The sequence below is a fragment of the Paraburkholderia sp. Ac-20340 genome (genome assembly GCF_017104965.1).
In the GTDB taxonomy this organism is placed as follows: domain Bacteria; phylum Pseudomonadota; class Gammaproteobacteria; order Burkholderiales; family Burkholderiaceae; genus Paraburkholderia.
Genome location: NZ_JAAGPR010000013.1, coordinates 165895 through 186714, shown reverse-complemented (window position 1 = coordinate 186714; position 20820 = coordinate 165895). Strand labels below are relative to the sequence as shown.

18 protein-coding genes and 1 other RNA gene are annotated in these 20820 nt (G+C 64.4%); 9 read left to right on the top strand and 10 right to left on the bottom strand.

Annotation, left to right across the window (positions count from 1 at the left end):
- Window positions 1-30: 30 nt before the first annotated feature.
- From G3N59_RS17985 to surE, 5 genes are read right to left on the bottom strand one after another with little or no spacing between them, the layout of a single operon-like run.
- Window positions 31-816 (bottom strand): 3'-5' exonuclease, encoded by a 786-nt coding sequence (locus G3N59_RS17985; RefSeq protein ID WP_205983985.1) that lies wholly within the window; start codon window positions 814-816, stop codon window positions 31-33.
- A 32-nt stretch (window positions 817-848) separates the two neighbouring features.
- Entirely contained in the window at window positions 849-1937 is a 1089-nt protein-coding gene (gene rpoS, locus G3N59_RS17980) for an RNA polymerase sigma factor RpoS (RefSeq protein ID WP_205983984.1), read from the bottom strand.
- Window positions 1938-1949: 12 nt separating this feature from the next.
- Window positions 1950-2849 (bottom strand): peptidoglycan DD-metalloendopeptidase family protein, encoded by a 900-nt coding sequence (locus tag G3N59_RS17975; protein ID WP_205983982.1) that lies wholly within the window; start codon window positions 2847-2849, stop codon window positions 1950-1952.
- A 5-nt stretch (window positions 2850-2854) separates the two neighbouring features.
- Window positions 2855-3979 carry a protein-L-isoaspartate(D-aspartate) O-methyltransferase gene (locus tag G3N59_RS17970; protein WP_205983980.1) on the bottom strand — a complete coding sequence of 375 codons (1125 nt, stop codon included), beginning with the start codon at window positions 3977-3979 and terminating at the stop codon, window positions 2855-2857.
- Complete coding sequence (gene surE / locus G3N59_RS17965; protein ID WP_205983979.1) at window positions 3949-4710, bottom strand: 5'/3'-nucleotidase SurE; 762 nt, start codon at window positions 4708-4710, stop codon at window positions 3949-3951. The genes G3N59_RS17970 and surE overlap by 31 nt, the downstream gene beginning before the upstream one ends.
- A 224-nt stretch (window positions 4711-4934) precedes the next feature.
- On the opposite strand from surE, the gene G3N59_RS17960 reads away from it, so the two are divergent.
- A complete protein-coding gene (locus G3N59_RS17960) occupies window positions 4935-5906 on the top strand; it encodes an NADPH:quinone oxidoreductase family protein (protein WP_205983978.1) in 972 nt (323 codons plus the stop codon).
- 101 nt (window positions 5907-6007) lie between these two features.
- Here the strand turns inward: G3N59_RS17960 and G3N59_RS17955 are convergent, their stop codons facing one another.
- The 5 genes from G3N59_RS17955 to ffs all read right to left on the bottom strand — a co-directional run bounded on the left by G3N59_RS17955 (window position 6008) and on the right by ffs (window position 11229).
- Window positions 6008-7285: a CaiB/BaiF CoA-transferase family protein gene (locus tag G3N59_RS17955; RefSeq protein WP_205983976.1), complete on the bottom strand. Its 1278-nt coding sequence runs from the start codon at window positions 7283-7285 to the stop codon at window positions 6008-6010.
- 53 nt (window positions 7286-7338) lie between these two features.
- The gene (gene recR, locus G3N59_RS17950; protein WP_205983975.1) at window positions 7339-7935 is read right to left on the bottom strand and encodes a recombination mediator RecR; all 597 of its coding nucleotides are present in this window, start codon (window positions 7933-7935) and stop codon (window positions 7339-7341) included.
- Window positions 7936-8061: 126 nt separating this feature from the next.
- Window positions 8062-8388 carry a YbaB/EbfC family nucleoid-associated protein gene (locus G3N59_RS17945; RefSeq protein WP_027818382.1) on the bottom strand — a complete coding sequence of 109 codons (327 nt, stop codon included), beginning with the start codon at window positions 8386-8388 and terminating at the stop codon, window positions 8062-8064.
- A 77-nt stretch (window positions 8389-8465) separates the two neighbouring features.
- Complete coding sequence (locus G3N59_RS17940; protein WP_205983974.1) at window positions 8466-10853, bottom strand: DNA polymerase III subunit gamma/tau; 2388 nt, start codon at window positions 10851-10853, stop codon at window positions 8466-8468.
- Between the two features lie 277 nt (window positions 10854-11130).
- Window positions 11131-11229: signal recognition particle sRNA small type (ffs, locus tag G3N59_RS17935), an RNA gene on the bottom strand.
- 473 nt (window positions 11230-11702) lie between these two features.
- Here ffs and trxA point away from each other — a divergent pair.
- From trxA to G3N59_RS17895, 8 genes are all read left to right on the top strand, one after another.
- A complete protein-coding gene (gene trxA / locus G3N59_RS17930; protein ID WP_027818380.1) occupies window positions 11703-12029 on the top strand; it encodes a thioredoxin TrxA in 327 nt (108 codons plus the stop codon).
- A 333-nt stretch (window positions 12030-12362) separates the two neighbouring features.
- Window positions 12363-13625, top strand: a complete 1263-nt coding sequence (gene rho, locus G3N59_RS17925) for a transcription termination factor Rho (RefSeq protein WP_027818379.1) — start codon at window positions 12363-12365, stop codon at window positions 13623-13625.
- 180 nt (window positions 13626-13805) lie between these two features.
- Window positions 13806-14438 (top strand): MerR family transcriptional regulator, encoded by a 633-nt coding sequence (locus G3N59_RS17920; protein ID WP_205983972.1) that lies wholly within the window; start codon window positions 13806-13808, stop codon window positions 14436-14438.
- A complete protein-coding gene (locus G3N59_RS17915; RefSeq protein WP_205983970.1) occupies window positions 14435-15991 on the top strand; it encodes an MFS transporter in 1557 nt (518 codons plus the stop codon). Before G3N59_RS17920 ends, G3N59_RS17915 begins: the two co-directional genes overlap by 4 nt.
- Before the next feature lie 35 nt (window positions 15992-16026).
- Window positions 16027-16875 (top strand): M90 family metallopeptidase, encoded by an 849-nt coding sequence (locus tag G3N59_RS17910; protein ID WP_205983968.1) that lies wholly within the window; start codon window positions 16027-16029, stop codon window positions 16873-16875.
- A 177-nt stretch (window positions 16876-17052) separates the two neighbouring features.
- Complete coding sequence (locus G3N59_RS17905) at window positions 17053-17316, top strand: type B 50S ribosomal protein L31 (protein WP_028224764.1); 264 nt, start codon at window positions 17053-17055, stop codon at window positions 17314-17316.
- A gap of 337 nt (window positions 17317-17653) precedes the next feature.
- Window positions 17654-19408, top strand: a complete 1755-nt coding sequence (locus tag G3N59_RS17900; protein ID WP_205983967.1) for a glycosyltransferase family 39 protein — start codon at window positions 17654-17656, stop codon at window positions 19406-19408.
- A 7-nt stretch (window positions 19409-19415) separates the two neighbouring features.
- A complete protein-coding gene (locus G3N59_RS17895; RefSeq protein WP_321815835.1) occupies window positions 19416-20783 on the top strand; it encodes an MATE family efflux transporter in 1368 nt (455 codons plus the stop codon).
- Window positions 20784-20820: the final 37 nt, after the last annotated feature.

Here is a 20820-nt window from a genome sequence, read left to right as displayed (position 1 = left end):
GCCACACGCAGACACAACCCGAAAACGCGCTTATTCCGCGTCGGCGAACGCCTTCAGATATTCGGCCCAGTGCGGCGCCGATTCGCCCGCGAGCGTCTGCTTCACGAAGGTGATCTCGTCGTCATATTCGCGCTCGGTGAAACCGCCGCGCATCTTCTGGAAGCGGCAATAGAGCAGATACGTGTTGACCACATCGGTTTCGCAGTAGTTGCGGATTTCCTCGATCTGGCCCTGCTGGAACTGCGACCACACCTGGCCGCCGTCCATGCCGAGCTTGCCCGGAAAACCGCACAGCTTCGCGAGCGCGTCGAGCGGCGCGCTCGCGCGCGGCTGGTACATCGCCAGCAGGTCCATCAGATCGGTGTGACGCGAGTGATAGCGGCTGATGTAGTTATTCCACTTGAACTCGCGGTCTTCCTCGCCCAGATCCCAGTAACGCACCGCGCGGATGCCGTGCACGAGCGCGCGATAGTGCAGCACCGGCAGATCGAAACCGCCGCCGTTCCACGACACGAGCTGCGGCGTGTACTTTTCGATGGTGCGATAGAACGAGTCGATCAGCTTCGCCTCGCCGTCCTCGGGCGTGCCGAGCGAGCGCACGCGAAAGCCCTGCCCGTCGCGAAACACGCAGGAAATCGCGGCGACGCGTTGCAGATGATGCGGCAGGAAATCGCTGCCGGTTTTCTCGCGGCGCGCGGCGAATGCGTGTTCGGCCACTTCGGCGTCGCTCAGCGTGGCGGGCAGATCTTCGAGACGGCGAATGCCGTCGACATCGGGAATGGTCTCGATGTCGAATACGAGTACAGGTACGGTCATTCAGATAAACGCCGGCGTCACCGGCGTATGGATTAGAGAACGGCGTCCTTGCGCACGCCGTTCGAGGCGAAAAAGCGCTTGAGGCGCACCAGCGCTTCCTGCTGGATCTGCCGCACGCGCTCGCGGGTAAGGCCCATTTCGTCGGCCAGTTCTTCGAGCGTGGCCGGTTCGATATGGTTCAGCCCAAAGCGCCGTTCGATGACATGACGATGCTTGTCCGACAGACGCCCGAGCCACGCGCGCGTGAGCGTTTCCAGCTCGCGATGCTGCACCTCGGCGTCCGGCGACTGGCTTTGATCGTCCGACAGCAGGTCGAGCAGGCTGCTCGCCGGGTCGAGATCGAGCGGCGCGTCGAGCGAGGCCGTGTGCTCGTTGAGCGCGAGGATGTCGGTGACTTCCTCGGTGGTCTTGCCCGTGAGATAGGCGATATCGTCGATGCTCGCGTCGCGGCGCTCGGAAGCCGCGTTGGCGTTCAGCGAATTCTTTTCCAGATGGCGTTTGGCGCGCAGCACCTGGTTGAGTTCGCGGATCACGTGCACCGGCAGGCGCACCGTGCGCGCCTGGTTCATGATCGCGCGTTCGATACTCTGACGTATCCACCAGGTCGCGTAAGTCGAAAAACGGAAGCCGCGCGTAGGATCGAACTTCTCGATCGCGTGCATCAGGCCGAGATTGCCTTCCTCGATCAGATCGAGCAGCGGCACGCCGCGATTCAGATAACCCTTGGCGATCGACACGACGAGACGCAAATTGCGCTCGATCATGACCTGACGCGCCTCGAACTCGCCGGCTTTGGCCAGACGCGAATAGCGCTGCTCTTCCTCGACGGTGAGCAGCGGCTTGACGCTGATCCGGTTCAGATAATGCTGGATGGTGTCGGCCGTGAGTTCGGCCTGCAGGATGGCGCGGAAGTCGTCCGCGTCGGACGGCGCTTCGGCAGCGGCTTCGCCTTCGCGCTCGCCACCCTCTTCCGATCCGCCGTCGCGGTCCTCGCGGTCGTCCTGATCGCGCGCGCCGTCGAGCTCTTCCTCCTCGACGGGCGCAGCGCCGTCCTCCACCGAAACCTGGGCGGCTTGACTGTCAGACTCGGATTGCTGCAGGCGGCGCTTCGATTTCGGCATGGTCGGCTCGCTTTATTGCGGCGGCAAGTACTTCAGTGGGTCGACGGGCTTGCCCTGACGGCGTACTTCGAAATGCAGCATCACGCGGTCCGAGTCAGTATTGCCCATTTCGGCGATTTTCTGGCCCTTGGTGACCGCATCTCCCTCTTTTACCATCAAAGCACGGTTATGTGCGTACGCGGTCAAAAACGTCGCGTCATGCTTGATGATAATGAGATTGCCGTAACCGCGCAGCCCATTTCCGGCATAAACCACACGGCCGTCGCCGGCGGCCTTCACGGCCTCGCCCGGCGCACCGCCGATATTGACGCCCTTGTTCTTCGTGTCGTCGAAGCCATTGAGCATCGGACCGCGTACCGGCCACGCCAGCGCGATGCTGCCGGCGGGCGCAGCGTTCATGTCGCTGCCGCTGGCTTGCGGCGGCACGGCGGCCTGCGGCATGGAACCCGCGTTCACACCCGAACCGATCATCGGCGGCATGGCCGCGCCAGGCTGCGCGCCCGACGACGCCATGCCCGGCACCGGCGCGGTGACGACGCCCGGCGTGTAGGCAGCGGCGTTGCTCGCGCCCGGCGGCACGACGCGCAGCAGCTGATCCACTTCGATCTGGTTCGGATTGGCGAGGTTGTTCCACGTCGCAATATCGCGATAGTTCTGACCGTTTTCGAGCGCAATCCTATAGAGAGTATCGCCCGGCTTCACCCGGTAATATCCCGGAGGCGGCGGGCCGAGCGGCACCGGCGGCTGTCCGCCGGCCGTGCCGAGCGCCGAGGTGCGGTCCACCACGGGCGCGTTATCCAGACGCGTCGCGCAGGCCGTCAGCAGACAGAGCGCGATAACCGAAGCACTACGTTGGGCTGTGGTCAGGTCGATATTCAGGCGTTTTCTTTGCATCGCGCGCAACATACTCATCGGTTTCAGATCACTCCGGATTTTAAGGGGACAAAGAAAACGCGATCAAGCCGCGACTCCCGCCACTGCGCAGGGCCCGTACGCTCGACGAGCGTGAGCACCTGGGTCGCTTCGTCCTGCTCCGCGACCGGCGCCACGAGCCGCCCGCCGATGGCGAGTTGCTCAAGCAGCGCCTGCGGCACTTCGAAGCCGGCAGCAGCAATCACGATTGCGTCGAACGGCGCCGCCGACGGCATACCGAGCCGTCCGTCGCCGTAATGCAAGCGGATGTTCGGGATGCGCAGCGGCCGCAGGTTCGTCTTTGCGCGCTCGTATAACGGCTTGATGCGTTCAATCGAATACACATCGCGTGCAATCTGGCTCAGCACCGCGGCCTGATAGCCGCAGCCCGTGCCGATCTCGAGCACGCGTTCCAGTTCGCGGCCCGCGCCCGCGAGTTCCAGCATGCGGGCGACCACCGAAGGCTTTGAAATCGTCTGGTGGTGGCCGATGGGCAACGCCGCATCTTCGTAGGCCTGGGCCGCGAGGCCGGGGTCGACGAACATGTGGCGCGGCACGTTCGCCAGCGCCTGCAGCACGCGCGGATCGGTCACGCCGTTCGCACGCAGGCGTTCGACCATACGTTCGCGAACCCGTTCCGAAGTCAGCGCCAGCGCACCATTGAGCGCCACGCCCGGCGCGCCCGCGCGCGGCGCGGCGGCTGCGCGCGTTTGCGCGTTCCGGTTGCTCACCGGATTGATCGATGCGGCAGGCGAAAACGTTTGGGCGGCGCGGCCGGAAAGATCGGCGCGCGGTGCTGCGGACTTGCGCGCAGGCGACGCCGCGGTATGCGGCATGCCAGGCGCCTTCGCAGCCTTGACGACGCCGGCCGTGCCCGGCACACCCGCAACGGACGAACGCGCGCCAGGCGACTGAGCATTTGCCGTGCCCTTCAGCGCGGTCTTCAAGGCCGGTTTTGCTATCGGCTTCGCAGCTGGCTTGACTACCGGCTTGCCCGAGGGCGTCCCGCGCGGCTCGCCGGGACGCACATCGTCGCGACGACGCGGCTCGCGCACGAGGTCCGCGAGGCCGAGTGGAAAACGCCTGGTGCGCTCGCCCGTCATGAATCGCCGCCGCCTTGACGCACCCATTCGTGCGTCGCCGGCAACATCTGCGTATGCGTGAGGTCGAGTTGCAGCGGCGTGATCGACACCTGGCCGTTCGACACCGCATGGAAGTCCGTGCCCTCGCTCGCGTCGCGCGCGCTGCCCGAGGGGCCGATCCAGTAAATCGGTTCGCCGCGCGGATTGGTCTGGCGGATCACCGGCTGCGAAGGATGGCGCTTGCCCAGGCGCGTGACGCGCCACTCGCCCATCTCGTCGTAAGGCAGGTTCGGAATATTGACGTTCAGCAGCGGGTTGCCCGGCAGCGGATTGGCGAGGTAATGCGCGACGATATCGGCGGCGACGCGCGCGGCCGAATCGAGGTGCACCCAGTCCTTGTCGACCAGCGAAAACGCGATAGCCGGCACGCCGAACATGATGCCTTCAGTCGCAGCCGCGACCGTACCCGAATACAGCGTGTCCTCGCCCATGTTCTGGCCGTTGTTGATGCCGGACACGACCAGATCGGGCCGATGGTCGAGCATGCCCGTGAGCGCGATATGCACCGAGTCCGTGGGCGTGCCGTTGACGTAGTAGAAGCCGGTGCTCGTCGAGCGCAGCACCGACAGCGGCCGCGAGAGCGTGAGCGAGTTCGAAGCGGCGCTGCAGTTCTGCTCGGGCGCCATGACCGTGATCTCGCCAAGCGGCTTGAGCGCTTCGTAAAGCGCCGCAATGCCGGGCGCGAGATAGCCGTCGTCGTTGCTGAGTAGTATTCGCATCAGCCGATTGTAACCGAGGAAAGAAGGCAGACGAACGACAGGGAGAGCGCCTCTGCACTAGTGCTGGCGGCGCATTTTACGACAGCGCAAGCGGCTTGTTCCTACACGCATAAAGACAGCGCGCCGATGAAAATAAACGCACGATCGTTCGCATAACGGCAGATTGCCGTACACTGTGCCGTTCAAGCCGAATCCACGACCGACGTAAAACGACAGGAGACACGATGCGCGCAATTCGCTGCAACCAGTTCGGGCCGCCCGACACGCTCACGCTCGAAGATCTGCCCGACCTCGTGCCCGGCCCCGGCCAGGTAGTGATCGACGTGAAGGCGGCCGCCGTGAATTTCCCGGACGTCCTCATCATCGAGAACAAGTATCAGATGAAGCCGCAGTTGCCCTTCACGCCGGGCGCCGAAGTCGCGGGCATCGTGCGCGCCGTGGGCGAAGGCGTGAAGTTCGCGCCGGGCACGCGCGTCGTGGCTTATGTGGGCAACGGCGGCTATGCCGAACAGGCGATTGCGGATGCGGCGGCGTGCGTGCCGCTGCCCGATTCCGCCGATTTCGCAACGGCCGCCGCCTTCACGCTCGCCTACGGCACCTCGCATCACGCCGTGGTGGATCGTGCGCAACTCAAGGCCGGCGAAACCATGCTCGTGCTCGGCGCGGCGGGTGGCGTAGGCCTCGCGGCGGTGGAAATCGGCAAGGTGCTGGGCGCGCGCGTGATCGCCGCCGCGTCGAGCGAAGAAAAGCTCGACGTGTGCCGCCGCTTCGGCGCGGACGCCACCATCAACTACAGCACCGAAGACCTGCGCGAAAGCATCAAGGCGCTCACCGACGGCAAGGGCCCCGATGTGATCTACGATCCGGTCGGCGGCATCTATGCGGAACCGGCGTTTCGCAGCATCGGCTGGCGCGGCCGTTATCTCGTGGTCGGCTTCGCCAATGGCGAGATTCCGAAACTGCCGCTCAATCTCGCGCTGCTCAAGGGCGCGAGTCTCGTCGGCGTGTTCTGGGGCGATTACGCGCGCCGCGAACCGCAGAACAATGCGGCGGCGTTCGCGCAGATGGTGGGCTGGATCGGCGAAGGCAAGCTCAAGCCGTATGTCTCGAAGCGCTACACACTCGCCGAATCGGCGCAGGCGCTCAAGGATATGGCCTCGCGCAAGGTGACGGGCAAGATCATCATCGAGCCCTGAACGACGCGGCGCGAGATGGCCAAGCGCAACGAAAAAGGCTCGCAGGGTTTTCCGTGCGAGCCTTTTTGCCTTGTTTGCAGCGCGTGCCGCCAAACGATCGCCTAGACGATCTGTTGCGCGCGCAACTGTGCGATGCGATCGGCGTCATAGCCCAGCGATTGCAGGACTTCGTCGGTATGTTCGCCCAGCTCCGGGCCGAGCCAGCGCGTATCGCCAGGCGTTGCCGAAAGCTTGGGCGTGACGCCGGGCAGCGCGATATCGATACCCTGCTCGCCCGACTCACCCGATTCGCCCGGCTTCTGCCAGCGAAACTGCTGGATCATCTGACGCGCGGCAAATTGCGGATCGGTGAACATATCGGCGACGCTATAGATGCGCCCGGCGGGCACATCGGCCGCGTTGAGCACCTCGAGCGCTTCGTCGATCGTGCGCGTGGAGAGCCACGCGGCAATCGCGCCATCGATTTCCGCGGTACGCGACACGCGGCCGTCGTTGTGCGCGAGCGCCGGATCGTTCGCCAGATCGGCGCGATCGATGGCCGTCATCAGGCGCTTGAAAATAGGATCGCTATTGCCGCCGATCACGATGCTGCCGTCGCGGCACGGATACGTATTCGACGGCACGATGCCCGGCAGCGACGCGCCGGTGCGCTCGCGCACCATGCCGTACACGCCGTACTCCGGCACCACGCTCTCCATCATGTTGAACACGGCTTCATAGAGCGCGACATCGACAATCTGGCCGCTGCCGCCGTTCATGTTCCGATGATGCAGCGCCATCATCGCGCCGATCACGCCATGGAGCGCCGCGATCGAATCGCCGATCGAAATGCCGATGCGCGGCGGCGGCAGTTCGGGATAGCCGGTGATATGGCGCAGGCCGCCCATCGACTCGGCAATCGCGCCGAAACCCGGACGGTCGCGATACGGCCCGCTCTGCCCATATCCCGACAGGCGCACCATCACGAGGCCGGGGTTGTCCTTCGAAAGCACGTCATACCCGAGCCCGAGTTTTTCGAGCAGACCGGGCCGGAAGTTTTCGATGACGATATCGGCTTCCTTCGCCAGACGCCGCACGATCTCCTTGCCCTCTTCGGCCTTGAGATTCACCGTCACCGATTTTTTATTGCGCGCCTGCACGGCCCACCACAGCGACGTGCCGCCCGCCTCGGGCCAGAGCTTGCGCCATTTGCGCAGCGGATCGCCGCCCCGCGGATCTTCGATCTTGATGACTTCGGCGCCAAACTCGCCGAGAAAGCGCGCCGCGAACGGCCCCGCGATCAGCGTGCCGAGTTCGAGCACCTTCACGCCCGCAAGCGGACCCGCGCCGGCGGCTTGCGCGCCGCTCGCGGCGGATGGCTGGGAAGGATCTGCGCTCATGGGTCTCCTGTCGTGTTCTTTGTGTCTTGTTCGTCGTGCGCGCTACATGCGCACTACATCGAACGCCGGTCGAGCATCGCGCGCGCGATGGTGCCCGCATCGACATATTCGAGTTCGCCGCCCACCGGCACGCCGCGCGCGAGACGCGTCACCGCGAGGCCGCGCGCCTTGAGCGCCTGACCAAGATAGTGCGCCGTGGCTTCGCCTTCATTCGTAAAGTTGGTTGCGAGCACAACTTCCTTGACGACGCCGTCCGAGGCGCGCTTGACGAGGCGATCGAAATGAATTTCTTTGGGGCCGATACCGTCGAGCGGACTCAGGTGCCCCATCAGCACGAAATACAGGCCGCGCCATGTCATGGTCTGTTCGAGCATGATCTGGTCGGCGGGCGTCTCGACCACGCAGAGCAGCGTGGGATCGCGCTCTTCATCGAGACATGTTTCGCAGACCTGAGCTTCGGTGAAGGTGTTGCACTTCTCGCAATGCTTCAGGTGGTCGGTGGCGAACAGCAGCGCCTTGCCGAGTTTTTCGGCACCGTCGCGGTCGTGCTGCATCAGGTGATAAGCCATGCGCTGCGCCGACTTCGGCCCGACGCCGGGCAGTACGCGCAGCGCCTCGACGAGCGCCGCCAGGGCGGAAGGTTGTTTCATGCGGATTCAGCCTGGTGAAACGGAAATGCGGGCACAGCGGGCAGGCAAAGACCCTGCGCGCGGCGATCTCGCGGACCGCCGCGCGCAAGACGCCGCTCAGCCTTCGGGCCGTGCGGCGCGCGTGCCTTAGAACGGCATCTTGAAGCCCGGCGGGATCGGCAGGCCGGCGGTCATGCCGCTCATCTTTTCCTGCGACGTAGCTTCGGCCTTGCGCACCGCGTCGTTGAACGCAGCGGCGACGAGGTCTTCGAGCATGTCCTTGTCGTCGGCGAGCAGGCTCGGATCGATCGACACGCGGCGCACGTCGTTACGGCAGGTCATCGTGACCTTGACGAGGCCGGCGCCAGCCTGACCTTCGACTTCGATCTGCGCGAGCTGCTCCTGCGCCTTCTTCATGTTTTCCTGCATCTGCTGGGCTTGCTTCATCAGCCCGGCGAGTTGACCTTTCAACATTTCATCGCTCCTTCTGGATCATGGTGATTCAGGTGTGTCACTCGCGCGCACGGCACCGGAGCGCCGCGCGGCGCAATTCAATGGGCGGCCTGACTGCCGCCCTGCGCGGCTTCGGACGCGATCGGCCGGATCGAACCGGGGACGATGCTCGCGCCGAAGTCGCGAATCAGTTGCTGCACGAACGGATCGGTGCCGATGTCGCGTTCGGCGTCGCGCTGGCGCTCGGCACGCATCGCGGCGTCGAGCGCAGCGGCCGTGCGGCGCGCCGGACCAACCGTCACGTCGAGTTCGACGGTCTTGCCGAGACTTTCGGCGAGCGCCGCCTTGAGCTTCGCGACCTGCGAGGCTTCGGCGTACTGCGGCACCGGCACGCTCAGCTTGAGCACGCCGCTATCGAGCGCGGTCAGTTCGCTGTTGAAAGCGAGTTGGTACGCAATGCCCGTGAGCGGCAGCGTTGCGGCGAGCGCGGGCCAGTCGCCCGTGAAGCCGATCGCGTCGAGCGGGATGCCCGGCGGCAGCTTGCTCACATCGACCACGTTCGCGGACGATGCAGCGGGCGCTGCCGCGCGCGGTGCGTTGCCGTAGGACGGCGCGAAACCGTCGTCGGGCGCCGAGAAATAAGCGTCGTCGGCGCCGAGCGGCACGTAGTCGTCCGGCGGGATGTCATCCCACGGCGGCGCGCCCGATGCGTCCTGCGAAGCGCTCGCCTGACGCGCGGGCTGGCGCGCCTGCGCTTCCTGCGCGGCAGCGGCGCGGCGCGCGGGATCGGGCGTCGGCACTTTCACTTCCATACGCGGCGCGGCGGGCTTCGGCGTGGCCGTCGCGGCAGGCGCAGCGGCTGTACCGCGTGCGCCGCGCTCCGGCGAAACGCGCATGCCCTTGTTGCGCAGAACGTCGAGCGCCGCACTCGCACCGCCACCCGCGCGGCCCGCCGGCGCGGCGGCTTCGAAAGCGGGTTCCGCGGGTATTTCAGGTTCGGCTTGCGCGACCGGAGCGGCCGGTGCCGCAACCGGTGCAGCCACCACCGGCGCGGGAGCCGCTGCTTCGATGTTTGCTTCGATCTTCGCTTCGCTCGCGGCAGGCGCAGCGGTGTCATCTTCCCAAGGCGGGACGATACGAGCCGCCGCCGACGCGGGCGCCGCAACGGCTTGCGGCGCTGCCGGTTTCTCCGCAACCACTGCGGGCGCCGGAGCCACTTCGACTTCGACCGCCTGTGCCTGCGGCGCTTCAACGCGGGGAGCCGCCACCGGCGCAACCGCCTTCGGCGGCATCGCGCGCTCGACCGGAGCCGCACTGACCGCCGACGCTGCCGCAGCCGCACGCGCGCCACCGACCGCAGCCGGCTTCGACGCAGGCGCACTACCCGCACCACCGGCGCTAACGGACGGCTCGAACGCCAGCATGCGCAGCAGCGTCATCGTGAAGCCCGCGTATTCGTCGGGCGCGAGACCCAGTTCGCTGCGACCAAGCGTAGCGATCTGATAGAAAAGCTGGACCTGTTCCGGGCTCAATACATCGGCGAAACGGCGCAGATCGTCGGCTTCCGGCCATTCGTCCAGCACCGACGCCGGCGCGAACTGCGCCCACGCGATGCGATGGAACAGGCTCGCGAGATCCTGCAGCGCGGTCGAGAACGACAGACTGCGCAGCGCCATTTCATCGGCGATGGCCAGCACCTGCGCACCGTCGCCTGCGACCAGCGCGTCGATCAGGCGAATCAGATAGCTCTGGTCCAGCGCGCCGAGCATGCCGCGCACGGCCTCTTCCGTCACCTGATTCGCGGAATACGCGATGGCCTGGTCGGTCAGCGAGAGCGCGTCGCGCATCGAGCCGTCAGCGGCGCGCGCGAGCAGGCGCAGCGCCTGCGATTCGAACTCGACCTTTTCTTCGCCCAGAATATGCGTCAGATGCTCGACGATATTGCCGGCCGGCATCTGCTTCAGATTGAACTGCAGGCAGCGCGACAGCACCGTGACCGGAATCTTCTGCGGATCGGTGGTCGCGAGAATGAATTTGACGTGCGGCGGCGGTTCTTCCAGCGTCTTCAGCATCGCGTTGAAGGCGTGGTTCGTGAGCATGTGCACTTCGTCGATCATATAGACCTTGAAGCGCGCATCCACCGGCGCGTAGACGGCGCGCTCGAGCAGCGCGGCCATTTCGTCCACGCCGCGATTACTCGCCGCGTCCATTTCGACGTAATCGACAAAACGGCCTTCGTCGATTTCCCGGCACGCGCGGCACACGCCGCACGGCTGGGAGGTCACGCCGGTCTCGCAGTTGAGCGCCTTGGCGAAGATGCGCGAGAGCGTCGTCTTGCCCACGCCGCGCGTGCCCGTGAAGAGATACGCGTGATGGAGACGGCCGCCGTCGAGCGCGTGCGTGAGCGCGCGCACCACGTGCTCCTGTCCGACGAGCGAAGCGAAATCCTTCGGTCGCCACTTGCGTGCGAGAACTTGATAGGTCATCTGGAAATTGTATCAGCAACACCCGCGCGCTCCGATGAATCGACGAGCGGCAAGCGCCGTGCGCTCAGGCATACGGGGCGGACGACGCGGCACACGGCAGGCGCCGCGCGACAACGCGAATCCAGCGTGAAGGCGCAACGGAAAAACCGCGCATACGCACCGGCCTGACGCGTGAAAGTCGCGCGCAAATTTACGGCGCCAACACGGCAATTCACTTTGGGATGTTGCTGGAGAACACCAGCGAAGAACAACAAGCGTAAAGCGGAAGAAAGTTGAAGGTGACGAGCCCGACCCTCGGCACTGGCGGAAAACGGCTGTGGCTGCTTCGTTCCCGACCTGACCAGGTTGACCGCCCCACCATGCGAGGAGGCCCGTCACGTCGCATTCTAACACTGGATGCCCCCTCTTGAGAATGCCGCACTGCAAAACTCTTCGAATTTGCGTGGAATTGCCTCGTCGGGCCGCGGCTGGACGCCCCTTGCAAACGCGCGCCCGGCCTCCATATCGACATCAGAAAATGCATGCGGACACATGGAGTCGCGCATGTGAAGCGCAAGCAAGGCACGAAATTCGCGCGCGATCGGCAAGGCATTCGCAACACGATGGCAAAGTCGGCGCGCACGAATTCCGCGTGAATTAGCGGGTAACCCTGCTCCCGGCATGCGTACTATCACCGTCGGCAACGCATAGGGATTTAGGCTAAACTGGCGGCGACCGCAGTCAGGAGAGTCCTGGCGAGTGGGTCCGGTCCCGCCCGGCTTTGTCTGGGCATCCCCGGAACTATTTTGAGTTTTGGTGTATCGTGGCGAGCAATTCAATCAGCCTCGATCCGAAAGAGGTATTTAGACAATGAGCGAACAAATCAAGCACATCAGCGACGCATCGTTCGAACAGGACGTCGTTAAATCCGATAAGCCCGTGCTGCTGGACTTCTGGGCCGAATGGTGCGGCCCCTGCAAGATGATCGCGCCGATTCTCGACGAAGTCGCGAAGGACTACGGCGATCGCCTGCAAGTCGCAAAGATCAACGTTGACGAGCATCAGTCGACGCCCGTCAAGTTTGGCGTGCGCGGCATCCCGACGCTGATTCTCTTCAAGAACGGCGCCGTCGCGGCGCAAAAGGTTGGCGCACTCTCGAAGTCGCAGCTGACCGCGTTCCTGGACAGCCACCTGTAAAAAGGCGCGCCCTGCGCGTGCACCGTGCCCGGCCGGGCGACGATGTCCCCGGCTGCATCCGATTCAAATAACGAATACAGGATGCGCGCAAGCGCGGCACACACGCTGCAATCAAAGGGCTTTATAACGGGCGTGCATGTTGTCCACCGACAACACGCGCCCGTAAAACATGCTGAAACATGCGGTTACGCGCCACTGGCGGTTTCTGGCGTGTGCTATGCTAGAATTCATAAAGCGTCTACCCGGCGCCCTTATATAAGTCCTTGAGCGGTTCCGCTCGCTTCTTTTCCCCCTGACTTCTTTTCGTCGCTCCCTTCCCGACGGGTTCTCCGTATGCATCTTTCCGAGCTCAAGTCTCTGCACGTGTCCGAATTGATCGAGATGGCCAATGGCCTCGAGATCGAAAATGCGAACCGCCTGCGCAAGCAGGAACTCATGTTCGCGATTCTCAAAAAGCGCGCCAAGACGGGCGAAACGATCTTCGGTGACGGCACGCTCGAAGTGCTCCCGGACGGCTTCGGCTTCCTGCGCTCGCCGGAAACCTCGTATCTCGCCAGCACGGACGATATCTATATCAGCCCGTCGCAGATCCGCCGGTTCAATCTGCACACCGGCGACACGATCGAAGGTGAAGTGCGCACGCCGAAGGACGGCGAACGCTATTTCGCGCTCGTCAAGGTGGACAAGGTCAACGGCCAGCCGCCCGAGGCCTCGAAGCACAAGATCATGTTCGAGAATCTCACGCCGCTGCACCCGAACAAGGTGCTGCTGCTCGAGCGTGAGATGCGCGGCGAAGAAAACGTCACGGGCCGCATCATCGACATGATCGCGCCTATCGGCAAGGGTCAGCGCGGCCTGCTGGTCGCATCGCCCAAGTCCGGCAAGACGGTGATGCTTCAGCACATCGCGCACGCCATCAAGCAGAACCACCCCGACGTGGTCCTGTTCGTGCTGCTGATCGACGAGCGTCCTGAAGAAGTGACCGAAATGCAGCGTTCGGTGGCGGGCGAAGTGATCGCCTCCACGTTCGACGAACCGGCTGCGCGTCACGTTCAGGTCGCCGAAATGGTGATCGAAAAGGCCAAGCGTCTGGTCGAAATGAAGCACGACGTCGTGATTCTGCTCGACTCGATCACGCGTCTCGCGCGCGCCTACAACACGGTCGTGCCGGCTTCGGGCAAGGTGCTGACCGGCGGTGTGGACGCCAACGCGCTGCAACGTCCGAAGCGCTTCTTCGGTGCGGCACGTAACATCGAAGAAGGTGGCTCGCTCACCATCATCGGTACGGCGCTGATCGAAACCGGCAGCCGCATGGACGACGTGATCTACGAAGAGTTCAAGGGCACCGGCAATATGGAAGTGCACCTCGAGCGCCGTCTCGCGGAAAAGCGCGTCTATCCGTCGATCAACCTGAACAAGTCGGGTACGCGTCGCGAAGAACTGCTGATCAAGCCGGACATCCTCCAGAAGATCTGGGTGCTGCGCAAGTTCATCCACGACATGGACGAAGTCGAAGCCATGGAATTCCTGCTCGACAAGATTCGCCAGACGAAGAACAACTCCGAGTTCTTCGACATGATGCGTCGCGGCGGCTAAGCTCCGCTTGCTGCATCGATGGTTCGCAAACGCCCGCTCCAAGCGGGCGTTTTGTTTTTCCGCCCTGCGTTGCCACCTTGTTCCATGACAAGACCGCGCGCCCCAACCTGAACGTGAACGTTCACGTTGCACTATAATCGGACGGTTCTTTTTTGCGCCGCTTGAAGCGGTCATCCGTCGATGTCCAGGGATTCCACCGCGCTGCTGACCGTGCGCGACGCCGCCGAACGGCTCGGCGTCACGCCGCGCACGCTCAAGTATTACGAGGAACGCGGCCTCGTTACGCCCGCGCGCAGCGAGGGTCGTTACCGTCTTTACGACGAACAGGACCTCGAACAATTCGGCCGCATTCTGCGGCTACGTGCGCTGGGTTTTTCGCTGCACGGCATCACCGAAATGCTCAAGCGGCCGCTCGAAACCGTAGGCGATGGACGACGGCGTTATTCGCTGGAATCGCTGCAACAGATTGCCGATGCGCTCGAACAGCAGATCGGCACGCTCGACGCACGCATTACGGATGTGCGCCGCGAACTGAAGGAAGCGCAGACCGTGCGCGCCGAACTGGCCAACGATCTCGATTATGTGAAGCGTCGCCTGGCGGGCGAGCCGTCGGAAACGCTGATCGACGAACGCCTCGCCTTGACACGTCGGCGCAAGGAAGCCGCGCAGGCGCACGACGCCCTCGCCCACGCGAACGACAGCCGCACCGCCACCACCAACGCCCGCAGCGGCAATCACGCGCGCAGTAAAACCGGCGCGCCGCGCAAGGCGCGCAAAAGCGCGGACGGTGACGACGGAGGCGACGCCGCATGAGCACCGCCCCCATCCGCGAGCCGTTCTTCAGCGCCGCCCGCCTGCGCGGAGACTTCTTCCCCTGGGTGCTCGCGCTTGCGACCGGCCTCGACTATTACGACAACGCGATCTTTTCCTTTTTCACGAGCTATATCGCAGGCGGCATCAACGCTTCGCCCGATGAACTCGTCTGGTCCTCCAGCGCCTACGCCGTGGGCGCGGTGCTCGGCATCCTGCAACAGCAATGGTGGGTCGAGCGCATCGGTTACCGGCGCTATGTGGCTGGCAGTCTGCTGTTGTATTCGGCGGGCGCGATTGCCGCCGCACTGTGCGAATCGTCGATCGAACTGGCTTTCGCGCGCGGCTTCCAGGGCTACTGCATCGGCCCGATGATGGGCACCTGCCGCATCCTCATCCAGATTTCCTTCACGCCGCAGCAGCGTCCCGTGGCGACCCGCGCGTTCCTGATCCTGATCGTCCTGTCGAGCGCGCTTGCGCCGCTCGCGGGCGGGCTGCTGGTTTCGCATATCGACTGGCGCGCGCTGTTTGCATTTTCCGCGCCTGCGGGCGTGATCTACGCCGTGCTCGCCCTGCTCGCGCTGCCCGATACCGGCCACGTGCTACCCGAAGCGCGCGGCGGCACGCATTTCTGGCCCTACATCATCTTCGCGTTCGCGCAGGCCGCGCTGCAGATCGCCATGCAGCAGGTGCGCTTCGAACTCTTCAGCACCTCGCCTGGCATCATCCTGCTGACACTCGCGGGCATGGCCGCGCTCGCGTGGTTCGTCTGGCATCAATGGCATCACCCGAAACCGCTGATGCGCCTGCATGCGCTGCGCGAAAGACCGTTTCGCGTCGGGCTGCTGCTCTACATGCTGTATTACTACCTGACCACGGCGCTCAGCTATCTGGTCTCGCGCTTTCTCGAAGGCGGGTTGAATTATCCGGTCGAGAATGCCGGACGCCTGACCGGCATCACCTCGCTGATTTCGGCCAGCGCGCTCTTTCTTTATTTCCGCTATGCGAAGTTCGTCACGCACAAAAAATGGATCATCGTGCCGGGCTTCGTGCTGGCCGCGTTCATCTCGTTCTGGATGACGCGCCTCACGCCCGACACCAGCGAAAACTGGCTCCTCTTTCCGCTGCTGCTGCGCGGCCTGCTGCTGCTTTTCATCGTGCTGCCCGTGGCGAATCTGACGTTCCGCATCTTCGCGATCGAAGAATTCACGCACGGTTACCGCCTGAAAAATGTCGTGCGTCAATTGACGATGTCGTTCGCCACCGCCACGGTTATCATCATCGAGCAGCACCGCATGGCGCTGCACCAGACCCGGCTCGCGGAATTCGTGAATCCGCTCAATCCGGTCTTCCAGAACACGTTCGCGACGCTCACGCATGCCTTCGAAGCGCTTGGCCGCGCGCCGGGCGAGGCACAAGGACTCGCCATTGCGCAGGTCAGCCGCATGGTGACGCAGCAGGCCAGTTTCCTGAGTTCGCTGGACGGGTTTTATTTCCTGATTGGCGTGGCCGTTGTGGGCGGAATCTACGCTGCGTGCCAGAAGCAGATCGACTGACTCGCCCGACGACCTACGCGATATTGCACAGATAGATGCTTTCGAAACTGACCCAGTGGTTCGGCGCGCGCCGCCGCGAAAAAGCGCTGCGCACGTATGCAATCGACGACACGCTCTGGCAATCGACGCTCGCCGGGCTGCCCTTTCTCGCCTACCTCGATGCCGCCGATCTCGCGCGCCTGCGCGACCTCACGAGCCTTTTTCTCGCGCACAAGGAGTTCACGACGGCGCACGAGCTGGAACTGACCGACCAGATCGCCGTGGCGATTGCCGTTCAGGCTTCCTTGCCGGTGCTCAATCTCTCGCTCGATCTCTACAAGGGTTGGGTGGGCGTGACGGTCTATCCGGGCGAATTCATCATCCGCAAGACGGTCGAGGACGAAGACGGCGTGGTCCACGAAGTCGAGCACGATGCCAGCGGCGAAGCATGGGAAGGCGGCCCGGTGCTGCTTTCGTGGGAAGACGCGCAGATGACCGACGGCAGCGATGCCTACAACGTCGTGATCCACGAATTCGCCCACAAGATCGATATGCTCAACGGCGAGGCGGACGGTCATCCGCCCCTTTTTCGCCGATGGCATGCGCCACTCGATGCCCAGGCATGGGCCGATGTGTTCGACCACGCCTACGACCAGTTCTGCGCGAAAGTGGACGCCGTGCCGGAGCGGCGCTGGTCGCGTTTCGAACGCGATTCGCTGATCGATCCCTATGCCGCCGATCATCCGTCCGAGTTCTTCGCGGTGTGCAGCGAGGCGCTGTTCGTCAAGCCGCAGGCCTTCGAGGCCGAATATCCGGAGCTTTACCGGCTGCTCGCGCGCTATTACCGCCAGGACCCGGCCCGGGTCGGCGCGCTGGCGCCTGCGGGCGGGGTTTCCGCTGTCTGAGGGCCACGCCTGAAAGTTCGCCAAGCGGCTGATTTTCTGGCATAATCGCCGTTTTTCGCCCTTGGGCAAGTGACTCGCGCCTCATTTCCGCAAGGAAAATGCAGCAGGCAAGAGTACCGGTACTGCATAGGGCAGCCGGGCTCGCGGGTTGGCTACCGCCAGTTTTAAGGAATAATCATGAAAGAAGGCATTCACCCGGATTACCGCGAAGTTCTGTTCATCGACGTTTCGAACGATTTCCGTTTCGTGACCCGTTCGACGATCCAGACGCGCGAAACCGCAGAATTCAACGGCAAGACCTACCCGCTCGCCAAGATCGAAGTCTCGTCGGAATCGCACCCGTTCTACACGGGCACGCAGAAGATCATGGACACGGCCGGCCGTGTCGAGAAGTTCAACAAGAAGTTCGGCGCACGCGCCACGGGCAAGGCAACGAAGTAAATCTTCGTCGCACCGGCTTCGCGCCGGTCCCCGCAAAAAAGGGCAGCCTACGCTGCCCTTTTTTATTGCCTGCGCCGTTATCCGTGTCTTTGCCTCAGCACCGCGTTTCATTGCACCCGCATCGAGGTGCGGTAAGACTCGGTCGTACCTGCGCAGTGACGCATACAGGCGCGCCCGGCTAGAATGCCGGATGCTCCCGACCGGGCGCAGGCACGTCAATCGCGGCACGCCGCTGCGAGTCACTGGCGGATGGATGGCGGATTGTTTGCCATTCGCAACGATGCTCTGCCACGACGACGCCCCACCCGGTCCGCTTACCCGAATTTCTCCGCACTGCATGAAGCCTGCCATTCGCCTGACCGCCTCCGCCACCAGCGCCTTGCCGCGCTGGCTGCTGCTGACCATCACCATCGTCTTCGCCTCGTTCGGCCTGTTCGGCCGCGATCCGTGGAAAAACGAGGACGCAGCGGGCTTCGGCGTGATGTGGACGATGGCCGGCGGCACCTCGCACGACTGGCTGCTGCCCAATCTGGTCGGCAAGTATGTGACCGAGAACGGCCCGCTGGGCTACTGGCTCGGCGCGCTGTGCATCCGCCTGTTCGCGCCGTGGGTCGATGCGAGCAATGCCTCGCGGGTCGCCACCGGCCTGCTGTTCTGCTTCGCCTGCGCGTTCGTCTGGTACAGCGCCTATCTGCTGGGCCGCCGCGCGGAAGTGCAACCGTTCAAATATGCCTTTGGCGGCGAGCCCGAGCCGCGCGACTACGGCCGCACGCTGGCCGATGGCGCCCTGCTGATTCTGCTGGCCTGCTTCGGTCTGGCCGAACGCGGCCACGAAACCACGCCGCAACTGATGCAGTTCCTCGGCATCGCCATGCTGGTCTACGGCCTCGTGCGCGCCATCGACAAGCCGATTCAAGGCGCTGTCTGGTGGGGCGCGGCGCTGGGCGTCGTGATGCTCTCGAGCGGCCCGGTGCTGGTGGGCGCGCTGCTGGTCGGCACGCTGGCGATGCTGACGATCGCGCCCGAGACGCGCTCGCGCTGGCTGCTGGTGGCCGGTCTGCCGGTGGCGATCGTGGTCGGCTTCTCGTGGCCGCTGCTGGCCCTGCACGCCTACCCCGACGATGCCGTCTGGTTCATCAACCAGTGGGCGCGCACCAACGTCAACGCGTTCGCGGGCCCGCCGGGATCGGTCATGCGCTACGCCGCCAAGAACCTGCCGCTGTTCACCTGGCCGGCCTGGCCGCTCGCGATCTGGGCCTGGGTGAGTTGGGCCGGCCTGCGCCGCGCGCCGCACATCGCGATTCCGCTTTCGGTGATCGTGCCGCTGCTGATCCTCGTGATCGTGCAGAGCCACGAAACCAATCGTCTCTTCATGCTGGTGCTGCCGGCGCTGTCGGTACTCGCAACCTTCGCGCTGCCCACGCTCAAGCGCGGCGCGATCAACGCGATCGACTGGTTCGCGGTGCTGAGCTTCACGATCCTCGGCACCTTCGTGTGGCTGGTCTGGCTGGCGGGCATGACGGGCTTTCCGGCGCCGCTCGCGCGCAACCTCGCGCGCCTCGTGCCGGGTTTCGCCCCGCAGTTCAAGATTCTCTCCTTCGTCTGCGCCGTGGGCGTGACGCTCTGCTGGATGGCGCTGGTGCAGTGGCGCGTGGCGCGTCACCCGAAGGTGCTGTGGCGCAGCGTCGTGCTGTCGAGCGGCGGCACCACGCTGATGTGGGTGCTGCTGATGACGCTCTGGCTGCCCGTCGTCAACTACAGCCGGACCTATAAGGACGTGGCCCAGCAGATCTCTGCGCATCTGCCCGCCGACTATCAGTGCATTTCGCCCGTGCGTCTGGGCGACGCGCAGATCGCCACCTTCGCCTACTTTGGCAAGATGCATTTCTCGTTCGACGAAGATTGCGACGTGATCCTGCGCCAGGACACCCAGGATTACGGCGAGCCGAGTTCGATGTCGAACTTCGTCTGGAAGCTGGTCTGGGAAGGCCGCCGTGCCGCCGACCGCGACGAACGCTTCCGTCTCTACGTGCGCATCGACCGCCCGCAACCGCCGCTGAAGAAGCACGTCTGGCGCAAGCGCCCCGATTGAGACCGCGGTGACCACGACTTTCATCGGCGACGTCCGGCGCATCGCCGGCCTCGCCTGGCCGGTGCTGGTCGGCCAGCTCGCGATCATCGCGTTCGGCGTGATCGATACGGCGATGGTGGGCCGCTATTCGGCGCTCGACCTCGCCGCGCTGGGGCTGGGTTCGTCGATTTACGTTTCGGTCTATATCGGCCTCACCGGGATACTCTCGGCGCTGCAGCCGGTCGCCGCGCAGCTCTACGGCGCGCGCAAGGACACCGAGATCGGCGAGGAAGTGCGTCAGGCCTTCTGGCTCGCGCTTGTGCTGATGGTGATCGGCTTCACGATTCTCTATTTCCCCGGCCCGCTGCTCGACCTCGCCCGCGCGCCAGACGCGCTGCGCGATCGCACCATCGGCTATCTGCGGCTGCTTTCTTTCGGGCTGCCCGCGAGTCTGGCGTTCCGCATCTATAGCTCGCTGACCAATGCGGTGGGCCGTCCGCGTCTGGTGATGTTTCTGCAGGTGGGCGCGCTCGCGCTCAAGATACCGCTCAATACGTGGCTGATTTTCGGCGGTCTGGGCGTGCCCGCGCTCGGCGGACCTGGCTGCGCGCTGGCGAGTACGTCGATCAACTGGGCGCTGGCGCTGTGCGCGGCGGTTGCGTTCACGCGCATCGACGTGTTCGCGCCGTTCGAGATTTTCAAACACTTCTGCTGGCCGGTCTGGAAGCGCCAGGCGGAGTTGCTCAAGCTCGGCATTCCGATGGGGCTGTCGTATCTGATCGAGGTGACGTCGTACACCTTCATGGCGATCTTCATCGCGCGCCTGGGCACGACGACGCTCGCCGGGCATCAGATCGCCGGGAATATGGGCGCGGTGCTGTATATGACGCCGCTTTCGATCGGCGTGGCGACGTCGACGCTGGTGGCGCAGGCGCTCGGCGGCGGACGTCACGCCGAGGCGCGCACGCTCGCGCGGCATGGCGTGATGACGGCGGTGGCGATCGCGTGCTGCTATGGCGCGATCGTGTACGTGCTGCGCCCGCTGATTATCGGCGGCTATACGCCCGATCCGGCGGTCGCCGTGGCGGCGATGCCGCTCGTGGCGATCGTCACGGTCTATCACGTGTTCGACGCGCTGCAGATCACGACGGCCTTCGCACTGCGCGCCTACAAGGTCGCCGTGGTGCCGACGGTCATCTACGCGATTGCGCTCTGGGGCGTGGGCCTGGGCGGCGGCTATGCGCTCGGTTTCGATGTGTTCGGCACCCTGCCCGCCTGGGCAACCGGTGCGCGCGGTTTCTGGATCGCCAATGCGGCGAGTCTGGTGATCGCGGGTGCGGGTCTGGTGGTGTATCTGTCGCGCGTGAGTACGCGCTATCTGCGGGCCGAGGTTTGACGTTTGAAGCCGAAGGCGCGCGGTGAGCGCGCCTTCG

Bases quoted from the DNA above. Each gene is read 5' to 3' on its own strand.
- G3N59_RS17970 (WP_205983980.1), bottom strand. From the start codon at position 3,979: ATGGGTGCGTCAAGGCGGCGGCGATTCATGACGGGCGAGCGCACCAGG.
- trxA (WP_027818380.1), top strand. From the start codon at position 11,703: ATGAGCGAACAAATCAAGCACATCAGCGACGCATCGTTCGAACAGGAC.
- G3N59_RS17905 (WP_028224764.1), top strand. From the start codon at position 17,053: ATGAAAGAAGGCATTCACCCGGATTACCGCGAAGTTCTGTTCATCGAC.
- G3N59_RS17955 (WP_205983976.1), bottom strand. From the start codon at position 7,285: ATGAGCGCAGATCCTTCCCAGCCATCCGCCGCGAGCGGCGCGCAAGCC.
- G3N59_RS17900 (WP_205983967.1), top strand. From the start codon at position 17,654: ATGAAGCCTGCCATTCGCCTGACCGCCTCCGCCACCAGCGCCTTGCCG.
- surE (WP_205983979.1), bottom strand. From the start codon at position 4,710: ATGCGAATACTACTCAGCAACGACGACGGCTATCTCGCGCCCGGCATT.
- G3N59_RS17910 (WP_205983968.1), top strand. From the start codon at position 16,027: ATGCTTTCGAAACTGACCCAGTGGTTCGGCGCGCGCCGCCGCGAAAAA.
- G3N59_RS17945 (WP_027818382.1), bottom strand. From the start codon at position 8,388: ATGTTGAAAGGTCAACTCGCCGGGCTGATGAAGCAAGCCCAGCAGATG.
- rho (WP_027818379.1), top strand. From the start codon at position 12,363: ATGCATCTTTCCGAGCTCAAGTCTCTGCACGTGTCCGAATTGATCGAG.
- G3N59_RS17920 (WP_205983972.1), top strand. From the start codon at position 13,806: ATGTCCAGGGATTCCACCGCGCTGCTGACCGTGCGCGACGCCGCCGAA.
- G3N59_RS17940 (WP_205983974.1), bottom strand. From the start codon at position 10,853: ATGACCTATCAAGTTCTCGCACGCAAGTGGCGACCGAAGGATTTCGCT.
- recR (WP_205983975.1), bottom strand. From the start codon at position 7,935: ATGAAACAACCTTCCGCCCTGGCGGCGCTCGTCGAGGCGCTGCGCGTA.
- G3N59_RS17985 (WP_205983985.1), bottom strand. From the start codon at position 816: ATGACCGTACCTGTACTCGTATTCGACATCGAGACCATTCCCGATGTC.
- rpoS (WP_205983984.1), bottom strand. From the start codon at position 1,937: ATGCCGAAATCGAAGCGCCGCCTGCAGCAATCCGAGTCTGACAGTCAA.
- G3N59_RS17960 (WP_205983978.1), top strand. From the start codon at position 4,935: ATGCGCGCAATTCGCTGCAACCAGTTCGGGCCGCCCGACACGCTCACG.
- G3N59_RS17915 (WP_205983970.1), top strand. From the start codon at position 14,435: ATGAGCACCGCCCCCATCCGCGAGCCGTTCTTCAGCGCCGCCCGCCTG.
- G3N59_RS17975 (WP_205983982.1), bottom strand. From the start codon at position 2,849: ATGAGTATGTTGCGCGCGATGCAAAGAAAACGCCTGAATATCGACCTG.